Annotated in this window: 12 protein-coding genes; 3 read left to right on the top strand and 9 right to left on the bottom strand. The window is 62.7% G+C overall.

From position 1 onward, the window contains the following. Nucleotides 1-14 precede the first annotated feature (14 nt). From H7F36_RS08050 to H7F36_RS08040, 3 genes are read right to left on the bottom strand one after another with little or no spacing between them, the layout of a single operon-like run. Nucleotides 15-638: a dual specificity protein phosphatase family protein gene (locus tag H7F36_RS08050; RefSeq protein ID WP_187054176.1), complete on the bottom strand. Its 624-nt coding sequence runs from the start codon at nt 636-638 to the stop codon at nt 15-17. Further along, the gene (locus H7F36_RS08045) at nt 635-1,180 is read right to left on the bottom strand and encodes a hypothetical protein (RefSeq protein WP_187054175.1); all 546 of its coding nucleotides are present in this window, start codon (nt 1,178-1,180) and stop codon (nt 635-637) included. The genes H7F36_RS08050 and H7F36_RS08045 overlap by 4 nt, the downstream gene beginning before the upstream one ends. Further along, a complete protein-coding gene (locus tag H7F36_RS08040; protein ID WP_187054174.1) occupies nt 1,177-2,370 on the bottom strand; it encodes an MGDG synthase family glycosyltransferase in 1,194 nt (397 codons plus the stop codon). The genes H7F36_RS08045 and H7F36_RS08040 overlap by 4 nt, the downstream gene beginning before the upstream one ends. A 177-nt stretch (nt 2,371-2,547) precedes the next feature. Here H7F36_RS08040 and H7F36_RS08035 point away from each other — a divergent pair, with 177 nt between their 5' ends. Next, nucleotides 2,548-3,684: a zinc-binding dehydrogenase gene (locus H7F36_RS08035; protein WP_187054173.1), complete on the top strand. Its 1,137-nt coding sequence runs from the start codon at nt 2,548-2,550 to the stop codon at nt 3,682-3,684. Between the two features lie 145 nt (nt 3,685-3,829). Here the strand turns inward: H7F36_RS08035 and H7F36_RS08030 are convergent, their stop codons facing one another. Then, nucleotides 3,830-5,347: an ATP-binding protein gene (locus tag H7F36_RS08030; protein ID WP_187054172.1), complete on the bottom strand. Its 1,518-nt coding sequence runs from the start codon at nt 5,345-5,347 to the stop codon at nt 3,830-3,832. Nucleotides 5,348-5,350: 3 nt separating this feature from the next. Next, on the bottom strand, nt 5,351-6,154 hold the full coding sequence (locus H7F36_RS08025; RefSeq protein ID WP_187054171.1) for an alpha/beta fold hydrolase: 804 nt from the start codon (nt 6,152-6,154) through the stop codon (nt 5,351-5,353). 255 nt (nt 6,155-6,409) lie between these two features. Between H7F36_RS08025 and H7F36_RS08020 the strand changes: the two genes are divergently transcribed. After that, complete coding sequence (locus tag H7F36_RS08020; protein ID WP_187054170.1) at nt 6,410-7,144, top strand: Crp/Fnr family transcriptional regulator; 735 nt, start codon at nt 6,410-6,412, stop codon at nt 7,142-7,144. 49 nt (nt 7,145-7,193) lie between these two features. Here the strand turns inward: H7F36_RS08020 and H7F36_RS08015 are convergent, their stop codons facing one another. Next, nucleotides 7,194-9,671, bottom strand: a complete 2,478-nt coding sequence (locus tag H7F36_RS08015) for a PAS domain-containing protein (protein WP_187054169.1) — start codon at nt 9,669-9,671, stop codon at nt 7,194-7,196. Nucleotides 9,672-9,779: 108 nt separating this feature from the next. After that, on the bottom strand, nt 9,780-10,808 hold the full coding sequence (locus H7F36_RS08010; RefSeq protein ID WP_187054168.1) for an alpha/beta hydrolase family protein: 1,029 nt from the start codon (nt 10,806-10,808) through the stop codon (nt 9,780-9,782). A 468-nt stretch (nt 10,809-11,276) separates the two neighbouring features. Between H7F36_RS08010 and H7F36_RS08005 the strand changes: the two genes are divergently transcribed. After that, nucleotides 11,277-12,326: an alpha/beta hydrolase gene (locus H7F36_RS08005; RefSeq protein WP_187054167.1), complete on the top strand. Its 1,050-nt coding sequence runs from the start codon at nt 11,277-11,279 to the stop codon at nt 12,324-12,326. A 52-nt stretch (nt 12,327-12,378) separates the two neighbouring features. Here H7F36_RS08005 and H7F36_RS08000 read toward each other — a convergent pair whose 3' ends face one another. Together H7F36_RS08000 and H7F36_RS07995 are read right to left on the bottom strand one after the other, a co-directional pair. Beyond that, complete coding sequence (locus tag H7F36_RS08000; RefSeq protein ID WP_187054166.1) at nt 12,379-12,693, bottom strand: Dabb family protein; 315 nt, start codon at nt 12,691-12,693, stop codon at nt 12,379-12,381. Further along, a complete protein-coding gene (locus H7F36_RS07995) occupies nt 12,690-13,568 on the bottom strand; it encodes an intradiol ring-cleavage dioxygenase (protein ID WP_187054165.1) in 879 nt (292 codons plus the stop codon). Before H7F36_RS07995 ends, H7F36_RS08000 begins: the two co-directional genes overlap by 4 nt. Nucleotides 13,569-13,586: the final 18 nt, after the last annotated feature.

The raw sequence follows: 13,586 nt of genomic DNA, 5'->3' as shown, positions 1-13,586 counted from the left end.
CAGTGGCGCCGAGTCTACCGAGCCGAGGTCGGCGTGCATTGGCCCAACAGCTTCTGCGAGTTCTCAAGCGGCGCACGCGACGCCTTCGTCAAGGCCTCCCGCATCGCGCCCACGTCCAGCTGCTCCAGATAGCGCGGAATATTCCGCCACAGCGTGTGATACCCGAAACCACCGCGAAGCATCTCGTGCCGGGCGGCGTCTTTGCTCCAGCCTTGCAGCGCCATGCGGTAGACCGCCGCGACAACGCCGGTGCGGTCGGCGCCGTGCCAGCAATGAATGAGCACCGGGCCCTTCTTCTCTGCCTCGCGGATGGCGACGAGGGCGCGCTGCACTTCGTCGTCGTTGATCGACCAGGTGTCGATCGGCACGCGGACCAGGTCGATGCCGCTGCCGCCCGGACTGCCGCGAAAGGTGCGCTCGTCGCTGTTGAACGAGCGAAAACTGATGACGGTCTTGATGCCGAGCGCCTGCAAGGCCGGTACGTCTTCGCGGCGCGGCTGCGCGCTGCGGTAGAGCGTGGGCGTGATGCGGTACAGGTTGTCGACGGGGCGCTCCACGCCGGTCACCGCTTGGGCCCATCCGACGGCCCGCCCGGCCGCATCTACCGGCGCGTCGTGCCGCTTGGAGCGCCGCTTCATCGCGTTGCCTTTTCGGCCCTTTCATGCTCGGCACGCGGCCGATGCCTGAAATACAGGATGAGCGCAATCACACCGAGCCCGACCCAGTAGTCGACCGGCGCGCCCATCACCCAGTGCTTGTGCCACGTCACCAGCTCGGGCCTGAACTGCGCCAAGCCCCACGCCGGATTGATGATGAACCACAGGAAGTCTTCGACGATCCAGAAGGCGATGAGCCCGCACAGCGCCAGCCCGGCGTCGCGCCATCGGCCGCGGCCGTTGAAGGCGAGCGGCGAATAGAACACCAGCGCCATGAAGCTGAACACCCAAGCGTGGTAGCCGGTCATCGCGCGGCCGCCCCAGAAGATGTCGAGCAGCCAGTGGTGCTCGATGCGCCAGGTCGGGAGGCTGGTCGCCCAGCCGGCACCGCCCTCGATCTGGATCTCGGCGTTGGCGAAGAAGAACGCCATCACCAGCACCCAGGCCATGTACATGACGGTGCGGCGCCAACCGACATCGCCCGTGCCCAATTCCACCGTCAGGCCAGGTTCGTTCCAACTCATCGAGCACCCGCCGTAGTTGCTGACCGACCCGTGCCCAGCACGCAGTCGAGCACGCGCCGAGCCGCATCGGGCTTGCCGAGCGCGCGGCTCTTGCGCGCCATCTGCGCCAGCTTGTCGGGCGCGGCCATCAGGTGGGCGACCTTGTATTCGAGGCCGATGGTGTCGTACGCCAGCCAGGCGGCGCCCTCTTCCAGCAGGAAGCCGGCGTTGTGCTCTTCCTGCCCCGGGATGGGCGAGACGAGCAGCATCGGCTTGCCGAGTGCGAGGCATTCGGAGATCGTCAGCCCGCCGGGCTTGGTCACGACCAGGTCGGCGGCAGCCATGAGCTTTTCCATTTCGTCGGTGAAGCCGATGGCCACCAGTCGACCGGGCATGCGCTGGGCCAGCGCCGTAAGCGACGCATGCGCCGCCGCATTGCGCCCCGCCACTGCGATCACCTGAAAGTCACTGCCCGGCCCACTGAGCGCCAGCACGCGCTCGACCATGCTCGGCAAATCGCCGACACCGGCACCGCCCGACGCCATCAACACCACCTTGCGCGCCGGGTCGAGCCCGAGCCGCGTCACGCACGCATCGCGTGCCAGCGCGGGTGCGTCGGGTTGCGAGAACGCCGGCATCACCGGGATGCCGGTCACATGGATGCGGTCGGTCGCCAAGCCACGCGCCCGCATGCGAAACGCGACCTCGTCGGTGGCCGCGAGGTAGCCCGCCATGCCGGGCACGATCCACATGTTGTGCAGGTCGTAGTCGGTCACCTGGAGCCACACCGGGCATCTGATGTGCCCTTTGGTCTGCTCGCGCATCAGCAACTCGGCTGGCAGGAAGTGCGTGCAGATCACGGCATCCGGCTTGACGCGCTGCACCTCGCGCAGCAGCGCGCCGGCGCTCACCCGCTCGATGCCGCGGCGCAGCCGTTGCGAGGCCGCGCTGTGCGGCGTGCTGTCGGCCTTCTGGTGGATGTACGACCACACCTCCGGCGCGCGGTTCACGAGCTGGATGTACCAGTCGGTGTAGACCTTGCGAAAGCCGCTCGCGACGTATTGCATGGCGTCGATGTGCGTCGCCTCGACGGTCGGGTGACTTGTGGAATCGGGGGGCGGCTGCAGCGCCGCGGCGGTGGCAGCAAGCGCCTGCGCTGCGCGAACGTGGCCGTTGCCGGCGCTCACGCTGAGGATGAGTAGTTTGGTCATGAAGTGAATGGGCCCTGAAGATGGTCTCGTTGGCTCGACGACCTGCCGCGCATTACAGCATTCGTCTTCGGAATGACCACGGGTCTGGCGGGCATTGCAGTCGCGACCACACGGCGCCGTCGAGCCGTTCCTATACTCCCAGCGCACCCTCCAAGACAACACAAGGCAGACATCACCATGGCGCTTCAACTCCGATCGATCATCCAGGCCAACGGCGAACTCGAACTTTCGCTGGCCGACGTGCCGGTGCCCGAACTCGGCGCCAACGATGTGCTGGTGCGCGTCGAAGGCTCGCCGATGAACCCGTCCGACCTCGGCCTGCTCTTCGGCGCGGCCGACATGAGCACCGCCACCGTGACGGGCACGGCGCACAAGCCCGTTGTGACCGCCACCGTGCCCGAGCGCGCCATGCCCGCGATGGCCGGGCGGCTCGGCCAGTCAATGCCGGTTGGCAACGAGGGCGCCGGCATGGTGGTGCGCGCCGGTTCGGCGCCGGCGGCGCAAGCGCTGCTCGGCAAGATGGTCGCGGTGATCGGTGGCGCCATGTATTCGCGATATCGCGCTTTTCCGGCTGACCAGTGCCTGCTGTTGCCCGAGGGCACGACCGCGGCCGAAGGCGCGTCGTGCTTCGTCAACCCGCTGACCTCGCTCGGCATGGTCGAGACGATGCGGCGCGAAGGCCACACGGCGCTGGTGCACACGGCAGCCGCATCGAACCTCGGCCAGATGCTCAACAGGATCTGCCTGAAAGACGGCATCGACCTGGTCAACATCGTGCGCAAGCCCGAGCAGGAAACGCTGCTGCGATCCATCGGCGCCAAGTACGTCTGCAACGCCACGTCGCCCACCTTCATGGAAGACCTGACCCAAGCCATCGTCGCGACCGGTGCCACGCTGGCCTTCGACGCCACTGGCGGCGGCAAGCTGGCCGGCCAGATATTGACGGCGATGGAGATCGCGATCAACCGCACGGCCAAGGAATACAGCCGCTACGGCTCCACCACGCACAAGCAGGTCTACATCTACGGCGGCCTCGACCGCGGGCCGACCGAATTCACCCGCGCCTTCGGCATGGCGTGGAGCATGGGCGGCTGGCTGCTGTTCCCCTTTTTACAGAAGCTCGCACCTGCCGACGTCTCGCGCCTCAAGAAGCGCGTGACCGACGAGTTGAAGACCACCTTTGCCAGCCACTACACGCGCGAGGTGTCGTTGGCGGAGATGCTGCAGCTCGACGCGATCGCGATCTACGGCAAGGCGGCGACGGGCGAGAAGTTTCTGCTGAATCCGAACAAGGGATTGGCCGACGCGCTGTAACGCGGACGATCGTCAACAAGCAACGGAGAAAAATTTATGGACAGCAGATGGAGTCAGATCGCCCTGGCGCTTGCGATGGGCGGCGTGTCGATGCTCATGGTGGTGCTGGTGCGCGCAGGGTTGTAAGGCAGCGCGACGCACAGTTTCAGGAAATGCGCGGGAACGTAAAGACGAACTCGGTGCCCTGATCCCGCGAGGACGTGACGGTCACGCCACCGCGGTGCGCCGCCGCGATGGCCTTGACGATATACAGGCCCAGGCCGACGCTGCGTATTCCGCTGTCACCGGGAACACCACGCACCATCGGCTCGAAGAGCGATGCAATCTGCACGTCCGGAATGGCGTCGCCCGTGTTGTGTACCCGAAGGCTCGCGGTGAGTTGATCGGTCGACGAACTGACCGTGACGGTTCCACCCGGTGTGCCGTAAGCCATCGCGTTCCCCACCAGATTGCCCACCAGTTGAGCAATGCGGTCCGGGTCTGCGACGACCTGCCCTTCGCCCAGTCGCTGGTGGACGATCTTTCGATCGGGGAAGGCCAGCGCCAGCTCCTCGACGATCGTGGCGATGCAAGCGTGCAGATCGAAGGGCCTGGGGACGACCGCTATACCCCGTCCTACGCGCGCCTGGGTGAAGTCGAGCAGCTCTTCGATCAGCCGCTGCGCCCGCGTGGCAGAACTTGTCACGTGCCCCAGCACGCGCACCTTGCCGGGCGCCGTCTCTTCATGCGCAAGCAGCTTGATTCCCATCAGGATGGCAGAGAGCGGATTGCGCAGATCGTGGCTCACGATGCCGACCATCTGCTCGGCAAACAATGCCCGGTCTTCGGCCAGCGCGCGCTGCCGGGTCGGCTCTGTCACGTCGCTCAATATTCCGACGAACTGGATCAAGGCGCCCTCCTGGTCGAAGAAGCCCTGGCCCGACGACACGACCGTGCGCTGGACGCCGTCGACGCCGTTCAGACGGTAGGTGCACTGGTAACCGTCGAGCGTCCCGTCGATGGCATGTGCAAACGCCTCGGCTTCCTTTTCGCGGTCGTGCGGCGCGATGGCGCCGGCGTACATGACATCGGTGACAGGGCGCGGCGCCTCGAACCCGAGCAGGCGGGCGGCTTCGTCTTCATAGCGCCTGCGCCCACTCGCCACATCGACCTCCCAAAGAAACAGGGCACCGATGCGCAGGGCCTGTCGCAATCGGGCCTGGCTGATGGTCAGGTCTTCCTGCGCGCTTCGTTCCTTCAGGACCAGTTCGTCCGCCCGCTTGCGCGCCGCGACCAGCTCGCGTTCGTACTTGTTGCGTTCTTCTGCAACCGCGACGGCGATCTCGTCGTAGCTGCCCGACGCCCCGACGCGACGGATCGCATTCATCATCATCGGTATGGTGCGGCCGTCCTTGTGGCGCACTTCGAACTTGACCTCGGACAGCGACCCCTGCATCTGCAACGTCGGCAGCCAGTGCGTCTGGTGAAAGATCCTGCCCCCCATGGTGAAGAGCTCCTGCAGGCGCTTGAGCCCGACCAGCTCTTCTGCCGGCATGCCCACCCAGCTGCAGAACGTACGGTTCACCTTCAGGATCAGGCCGGTCGTGCTGGTGACGAGCAGCCCGCTGGGGAATTCCTCAAAAAGCTGCTCCGCACCCGGCAACGTGGGCAACTGCTCAGGCATTCGTCAACGTCCCAGGGTCGCGAGGAACTCGTCCATCACGTCGGCGCTGGCGCAGGGCGCGCTGAGGTGCGGGCAATGGCCCACGTTCTCGACCACGCGCAGCATGCCATTGGGCAGCGTGCGTTTCAGATATTCGCCGACCGACAAAGGTGCGATGAGGTCGTCGCTGGACTGCACGACCAGCGTCGGCGCGATCAGCCTCCCCACGTCGGCACGGTTGTCGCCCATGAAGGTCACGCGTGCGAAATGTTTGGCGATGTCGGGGTCGGTGCGGCAAAAGCTGTTGGTCAACTCCTCCCCGAGTTCCGGCTGTGCCGGCGCGCCCATGATGGCGGGTGCCATGCTGCTGGCCCAGCCCAGATAGTTCGACTCCAGCGTGTCGAGCAGCGAGTCGATGTCTTCACGCGAGAAACCGCCCACGTAGTCGCCATCGTTGATGTAGCAAGGCGAAGGCCCGAACATGACGTGCGCAGCGAATTTCTCCGGCTCGCGGATGCCGGCCAGCATGCCCACCATGGCGCTGACCGAATGGCCGACAAAAATCACCGGGCCGGTCGCGAACTCATCGACGATTTCCAGCAGGTCGTCCGCGTAGCCCGACAGCGAGGCGTATTTTTTGGGGTCGTAGGCGGTGACATCGGAGCCGCCCGCGCCGACCAGGTCGAACGTGATCGTCTTGAAGCGGGCCGAGTACTGCGGCGCCAGAAAGCGCCACATGTTCTGGTCGCAACCGAACCCATGCGAGAAAACCATGGTGGCCGGGCCATCGCCCAAAATTTTGACGTTGTTGCGGCGTGCGACGTCCATAAGGTCTCCTTCGACCGGTTGAGGCAGCGTTGCAAACGCATCGCTCGGCCGCCAGAAAATCTCCCCCGAAATTATCCCCGATCGGCACCTTGCCCCCGTCAACGCGACGCCTGTGCAAGGGCAACCCGAACAGCTGTAGAGATATCGGGCTAATTCCCGACAAGCCACATCAGCCGTAAGTCGTATTTTTGACAGTGGCCGAAAGTTTTAACTTCTCCCGAGTTTCAACTTGACCGAGCCAACACCGGAGTACTCATGGCAACCAAGACGCTCCCCAACGAGGACCTGAAAGCCAATTTGCTTCTGGCGGCATTGAGTGCAGCAGAGCGCGAGCGCTGGTCTTCTGACCTTGAGTTCGTCGCGTTGCCCCTGGGCCTGGTCCTGGCCGAATCCAACCAGACGATGAAGTTCGTCTACTTCCCGACGACGGCCATCGTGTCCTTGCTGTACGTGATGGACACAGGCGCCTCCGCCGAAGTGGCTGTGGTCGGCAACGAAGGAATTGTCGGCATCTCGCTTTTTATGGGTGGCGGCTCTGCCACGAGCCGGATCGTGGTGCAAAGCGGAGGTCACGGGTTTCGGTTGCCGGCGATAGCGCTGAAACAGGAATTCGAGCGCGGCGGTCAGGCCATGCACCTCTTGCTGAGATACACGCAGGCGCTCGTTGCTCAGATGTCGCAAACCGCTGTGTGCAACCGCCATCACTCGGTCGATCAGCAGCTTTGCCGCTGGCTCCTGCTCAGCCTGGATCGGCTGCAGGGCGACCAATTGGTGATGACGCAGGAACTCATCGGCAACATGCTCGGCGTGCGCCGCGAAGGCGTAACCGAAGCCGCCAACAAGCTCAAGAAAAGCAAGCTCATCCGCTATGCGCGCGGCAAGATCACCGTACTGGACCGGGAAGGACTCGAAGCGCGCACCTGCGAATGCTATGCCGTGGTGAGGCACGAGTACGACCGCCTGTTGCCCGCCCTGCGTGCCGCGACGTAGTAAAGCCAGGCCCGGGATCTTCCACGCCGGGTGTGGCCAGCATCCCCAATCAATGCAGTGCACCCACAGCTTCTCGCAGTGCGAGGACGGTCGACACTTTGGCTAGCAAAGTGTCGGCATCGAACGGCTTGATCATCAGCACGACGCCCTGGTTCAGTTGTGCCGTGTCGGTCGCGACGTGCGCGGCGTAGCCCGTCATCAGGATGATCTTCATCTCCGGGAAGCGGGACTGGGCGAAGTCGGCGAGCTGCCGGCCATTCGGCCCGGGCAAGCCCACGTCGGAGAGCAACAGGTCCACCGCGATCGAGCCCTCGAGCAGCGCCATGCCCGCGGCACCGTCGCCGGCCTCCAGCACCTGATAGCCGTGGTCGCGCAGCAGCTCCACGACCATGCGACGCACTACGTTGTCGTCCTCCACCACGAGAATGCAGCGCGAGGCGGTGGAACGTGATGGGGGAACAACCGGTCCCTCCCCCTTGTGTGTTTCGATCGCTGTGGAACGAGGCAGATAGAGTTGCACGCAGGTACCGGAGCCCTCGATGCTTTCGATGATGACGGTACCCCGGGACTGCCTTGCATAGCCGTAGATCATCGACAGGCCCAGCCCGGTCCCCTGCCCCATCGGCTTGGTCGTAAAGAAAGGTTCGAACGCCTTTGCAAGAACGTCGGGCGGCATCCCGATCCCCGTGTCGCGCACGTCGACCTGAACGTAGTCGCCGCTGTCCAGGCCTTCCGTAAAGCGCGCTTCGGTCGTCCCGATGTGCACGTTACGCGCACTGAGGGTGACCTCGCCCCCGTTGGGCAAGGCGTCTCGCGCGTTGATGACGAGATTGATGATGGCGCTTTCGAACTGGTGCGCATCGGTCAGCACGTTCCATAGCCCGGCCTCTATGCGGATGAAAATCCCGATGTTTTCGCCCGCCGCATTGCGGATGATCTCTTCCAGCCCCAACAGCGTGCCGGCGACTTCGACGTTCTGGTTGGCCAACGGCTGCCGACGAGAAAACGCCAGCAGTCGTTGCGTGATCGATGCTGCCCGCCGGGCGGATTCCAGCCCGGCCTGCACATACCGGTCGAGCCCGTCATAGCGGCCGGCCTCGATCCGTTTACGGATCAACTGCAGCGGCATGACGATGCCCTGCAACATGTTGTTGAAGTCGTGCGCGATGCCGCCGGTGAGCTGGCCGAGCGCCTCCATCTTCTGCGCCTGCCGCAGCGCGTCTTGCGTGCGTTCGAGCGCTTCGGCCTGCTCCATCTCGTCGGTGATGTCACGCCCGCTGCAATAGACCAGACCGTCCTCGGGCACACCGACCCACGAAATCCATCTATAGCCGCCGTCTTTGCGCCGGTACCGATTGGGGAACCGGATGGCGGGCTGCCCATGCTGGGTCAGGTTGAACCCGCTGCGCGTGCGCTCCACATCGTCCGGATGCAAGAGTTCGAACATCGACATGCTGGTGACTTCCTGCTCGGTCCAGCCGAGCATCGAATGCCACGCCGGATTGGATGTCTGGAAATAGCCCTCGCCGTTGAGCGCACCGAGCAAATCGGGACTGGCCTGCCAGGTACGGCCACGCGCCTGCGACCGTTCGATCACCTTGCGCTCGAGCTCGACATTCAAATCACTCAGCCTGGCCTCGGCCTCGATCCGGTCGGTGATGTCATAGCCGCCCACGAAGATGCCGCTGATGCGGCCCTCGGCATCGCGCATGGGCTCCAACAGAAGGTCGATGTAGCGCATGGTGCTGAGGCCGGTCAACCGGATCGGCAGGGCTTTGGCGTGGACCGCTTCGCCGGTCGCATAGACGCCATCGAGCATTTCGTAGAAGCCCTGGCCTCCCAGATCGGGGAGGACTTCGCGCACGGTCCTGCCTAGATAGTTACGCGAGCCGGCAACGGCGATGTATGCGTCGTTGACGTAGCCGTACACGTGGGACGAACCGTTGAGCAAGGCCACGAAGCCCGGCATTTGCTGGAGAAGTTGCTGCAGCCGCCCGCGTTCGTCGAGCGCGTCTCGCGCAGCTCGCACCTGCGCCGTCGTTTCCGTGACCGTGTCGAGCAACGCCACGATGCGGCCGCGATCGTCACGCACCGGGCTGTAGCAAAACGTGAAGTACGCGTCTTCAAGATAGCCATGCCGGTCGATGGTGATCATGAAGTTTTCGATGTAGGTCGACTCGCCTCTGAGCGCCTTATCAGCAATCGGTTCGAGCTGCTCCCACGTCTCATGCCACGTAACCCGCATGGGCTGCCCCAGCGCCTCCGGCTTTTCGCCGAGGATGGGGAGGTAGCCATTGTTATAGATGGCCACCAGGTCCGGGCCCCAGAACAAGCACGACGGAAAGTGCGACGACATCATGAGATCGACCGCGACACGCAGCGCGCTCGTCCAGTCTTGGATGGCGCCGAGTGGCGTGCCGGCCCAGCCAAAAGCGCGCAACCGGGCGCCCATGACACCGCCGCCCGAATCGAAGACAGACGTGCTGGACGCTGCGAGTGAAGCGGGCGTGGTGGAGTCAGTGGTCATGGCTGCCGAAATTATCTCGTCGGAACCGATTTCCTCCGTCAGCAGAAAGCCCGAATTTTCATGCGTGCGAAACGTGTTCGATGGACGCTCACCGTGGCATCAACCGGATCAAGTGTGCGAACCGACACCTAACGTCTTGCTGAAAAAGCCCACGACCGCCGCGTTGAAGCTTGCGTGAAACGCTGTCCGGTCGAAGCCGGGAGCACTGCTGCAAATGGCGGGCGCGATCGACGCCAGGGCACTGCTGCACGGCACCAGAAAGTCGTAGTGCCCGGCATTGGGAACGACGCGATAGTCCAGCATCTGCCGCGCGTCCGGCAGCGCGAGCCGCACGGCTTCGGCATAGCGCGGGTGCGGGAGGATCAGATCGTTTTCGGCGCGCCATAGCTGGACGGGCACCCTGACGTTAGCGAGCCCGTCCGGAGAAAAAGCGAAGCCGAGCGCGGGTGCGGCCACCACCGCGGCCTTGATGCGAGGGTCGGCCGCACGGGCTGTTGCAGACGTGTGCGGCGCCGTGACATTGCCGCCGCTCTTGGCGATGAGCTGGCATGCGAAGTCGCCGGGATACTGGCGGCACATCGACCCGATTGTCGAAAAATCCGGAACGCCCCCAATGCTCACCAGCGTGGTGAAGCCGCCCGAAGAAAAGCCGAACATGCCGATGCGCGCCGCATCGATCGTGCCGCGACCATCCCAGGCCGACAGCATGTGGTCGATCACCCTGCTCATGTGGCGCGGCCGGTCCATCACGTCGGTGCTGCGGCTCTGGTCTGCATAGTTGTCCCCCGTGTGGGTGACGGCGGCAACGACGAAGCCCGCGTCGGCCAGCGCAATGGCCGTGTCGTAGTGCCCGAGAAACGAGCCGCCGTTTCCATGCGACATCACCACCAGCGGCAGCGCCTTGCCTTGCACCGGGCCGTCGACCGCAACGCTCATCGTCGTCGGCCCCATCGTCACCGGCCGGGCTGTGGCCTCGCTCGGGTACCAGATGCCGATCTCCAATGGTTTGCCATCGGGATCGGCGGCAAAGCCGCGTTGGAAGCCTGCGGCATGAACGCAGGTGCCGGCGAGCGTGAGCGCGATGGTGGTGCCAATGGCGGTGGCGGCGGAGCGCAATTTGGAGGTGAACGTATTCATGGTGATGGCCTTCAGTGGAGACGACGTCGGCGATTGTCTGGAAGACCTTGCAGACGGTCGCGTGCCTTGCGACGAAGTGCGAATTAGATTCGCCAAGCGCCGGTGGCGGGCGTGGACTGAAGCGGTAAGGCTTGGCCTGTCTGCGCCGGTTGAATCTTGACGCCTGGGGAGGCCAATTTACGGCCGGCGGCAACGCGTCCCGATTGTTAAGCACACGTTAACCATTGCTTAACTACCGCTACCGTTGAAAAAGTCCCGGCAGCCCCATAGTCACTGAGTCCCGTCGACGATAGGCGCCGATCTGGCGCCTTCGATACGGCCTAGAAGCGAGTGTTACCGACACGAGCCAATAGAGAAGCCAGTACGAATATTCATCTGCAGATAGCGCAATCTGTTGAAGTCAAACCGTGATGCACAGTTTTCTTCGCGACTGCACGAAATCAATTTTCCCAGAACGAAAGACCTCGCATGAGTACCATAAAGACAATATTTTTGGCCGCTTCGATACTGGCTGCCCAGCATGCTTTTGCAGTCGACATCGCTTCACCACTACAGGTCCCTGCCAAGAGCTTGCCCGTACCGACCGCAGGCATCAGCACCGGCATGCAAGCCTTTATTGCAGCGCCGCTGAACCCAGATTGGGACAAGCTTTGGAAAACCGGTGACGAGGCAAGAAAGTATGCGGATGTCCAGGCCGCTAACGCCGTCAAAGGAATTCCGGGGATGCTTGAACGGCTGCACGTAAAGTCAACGGCGTCAACTGTCGATGGTGTCAAAGTATTCACCATTACGCCCGATGTAATTCCACCAGAAAACCGCGACAAGGTTCTGATTCATGTGCACGGCGGCTGCTATGTTCTGTTTCCCGGCGAATCCGGCACAACTGAGGCCATCATGATGGCCGGCTTCGGGCACTATAAAGTTATCTCTGTCGACTATCGCATGCCCCCAGAGGCTTATTTCCCCGCTGCGCTAGATGACGCGGTGAACGTTTACAAGGCCGTTTTGAAAAACACGCCTTCAAAGAATGTTGCATTTTTTGGAACGTCGGCCGGTGGCGCATTGACACTCGAAATGGTGTTGAACGCGCGGGCGCAAGGACTCCCCGTACCGGGCGCCATTGCTCCTGGGACGCCGATGTCCGACGTGACGAAGACGGGCGACAGTTTTTATACCAATGAGAAGGTCGACAATATTCTTGTGTCCCGTGACGGCTTCTGCGATGCCGGGACTCTGATTTACGCCAAAGGCCACGACCTAAAGGATCCGCTGCTCTCTCCGGTCTATGGCGATATGCACGGCTTCCCTCCCGCAATACTGACCACAGGAACGCGCGACCTTCTGTTGAGCAATACCGTTCGGGTCCACCGCGAGCTACGCAGGGCAGGCGTACCCGCCGATCTGGTCGTCTTTGAGGGGCAATCGCATGCCCAATATCAATTCGACGATCGTGTGCCTGAGACCAAAGAAGCGTTCGACGAGATCGCCAGCTTCTTCGGAAAGCATCTTGGACATTGAACGCGGCTCCCGCCAATCCGCTGAGTTGGAAGAATTAGACTAGATTGCCACCTCAGTACGGCTCTTCGACAACAACGTAGTCAATCTGATATCTGGTGAGTCGCAGGGTGTCAAGCTCGGCTCTCACACGTTTGTGCTCAGCATGAATGGCATAGGCTTCCAATGCATCTCTGCTGACAAAATCCGAGACAAGAACCACATCACAAGCATAGTCAGCACTGCTAATGTTAAGTCCGATCTCTAACCGAGTCATGCCGGGAATGCGGCCTCTCAAACTCTCGAATGCATCCCGAACCCGCTCGCGCGCGACTTGCCGCTCCGGCGGGGTATCGCCACGAACACTCCACATCACAATTTGCCGAATCATCGCGATGCTGTAGCGATACTGCGATTCAACACAAACGCATAGTCAAGGGTAAAGAATGGCACCGCGAGCACCGCCCCATCGGGAGCCATGCCTGGCTCGTGTCGTTGCCAGTCGGCGATGAGGGTTGATCGAACGCCAAAAACCGCGTCGGATTCCAGGTAAGGTCCATCCGAACGGAATACATGCGTAATGAGACGTTCATATCCAGGTGCGACGATCATGAAGTGCAAGTGGGCCGGCCGCCACGCATGCCGCCCGGTCGCTTCCAGCATCTTACCGACGGGGCCATCCTTGGGAATCTGGTACGGCACCGCGACGATAGATCGAAAATCGAACGTTCCATCGCTACGGTTTCTGAGTCGCGCCCGAGCCTGGTGTTGCTCTAAGTCTGGGTGTTGAACATCGTAGAAACCGTCGTCATCGGACTGCCAGACGTCGATCGTCGCCTCAAGAATCGGCAATCCATCGAGTCCTTTGACCGAGCCTCGGACGTAGCACGGCAGCCCTTTGGCGCCATTAGCGATGTCTGCACCATTGGCGACTTCAGGCGCGCCCTCCACGAAGAAGGGTCCGAACACGGTCGCTTCTGTACAGCCCGCGGGCCGCTGATTGTTCTGTGCAGTCACCAGCGTAGACAAACCCAGCGTATCGGACAGCAGAATGAACTCTTGGCGCTTAGCGTCAGTGATGTCGCCGGCGTCTGTAAGGAACTGGATACCAGCGAGCCACTCGGCTTCTGTCAATTTGACTTCGCGTGCAAAGTCGTGCAAATGGTGTACGAGGCGCGTAAGGATGGCACGCAGACGCAAATCTGGGCAAGTGGCGAAGGACTGCACAACCGCATCGGTGATTGTCCGCTCGTCAATGTTGATCATGTTTTCTCGAATTGAATG

Origin of the sequence: Variovorax sp. PAMC28562, from assembly GCF_014303735.1 — a bacterium.
GTDB lineage: Bacteria > Pseudomonadota > Gammaproteobacteria > Burkholderiales > Burkholderiaceae_C > Variovorax.
The sequence above is the reverse complement of the archived record's forward strand: the minus strand, read 5'-3'. Positions and strand labels throughout refer to the sequence as shown.

Coding starts and splice junctions, on each gene's coding strand:
- H7F36_RS08040 (WP_187054174.1), bottom strand. CDS start 2,370: ATGACCAAACTACTCATCCTCAGCGTGAGCGCCGGCAACGGCCACGTT.
- H7F36_RS08025 (WP_187054171.1), bottom strand. CDS start 6,154: ATGGACGTCGCACGCCGCAACAACGTCAAAATTTTGGGCGATGGCCCG.
- H7F36_RS08020 (WP_187054170.1), top strand. CDS start 6,410: ATGGCAACCAAGACGCTCCCCAACGAGGACCTGAAAGCCAATTTGCTT.
- H7F36_RS08010 (WP_187054168.1), bottom strand. CDS start 10,808: ATGAATACGTTCACCTCCAAATTGCGCTCCGCCGCCACCGCCATTGGC.
- H7F36_RS08035 (WP_187054173.1), top strand. CDS start 2,548: ATGGCGCTTCAACTCCGATCGATCATCCAGGCCAACGGCGAACTCGAA.
- H7F36_RS08005 (WP_187054167.1), top strand. CDS start 11,277: ATGAGTACCATAAAGACAATATTTTTGGCCGCTTCGATACTGGCTGCC.
- H7F36_RS08000 (WP_187054166.1), bottom strand. CDS start 12,693: ATGATTCGGCAAATTGTGATGTGGAGTGTTCGTGGCGATACCCCGCCG.
- H7F36_RS08045 (WP_187054175.1), bottom strand. CDS start 1,180: ATGAGTTGGAACGAACCTGGCCTGACGGTGGAATTGGGCACGGGCGAT.
- H7F36_RS07995 (WP_187054165.1), bottom strand. CDS start 13,568: ATGATCAACATTGACGAGCGGACAATCACCGATGCGGTTGTGCAGTCC.
- H7F36_RS08030 (WP_187054172.1), bottom strand. CDS start 5,347: ATGCCTGAGCAGTTGCCCACGTTGCCGGGTGCGGAGCAGCTTTTTGAG.
- H7F36_RS08050 (WP_187054176.1), bottom strand. CDS start 638: ATGAAGCGGCGCTCCAAGCGGCACGACGCGCCGGTAGATGCGGCCGGG.
- H7F36_RS08015 (WP_187054169.1), bottom strand. CDS start 9,671: ATGACCACTGACTCCACCACGCCCGCTTCACTCGCAGCGTCCAGCACG.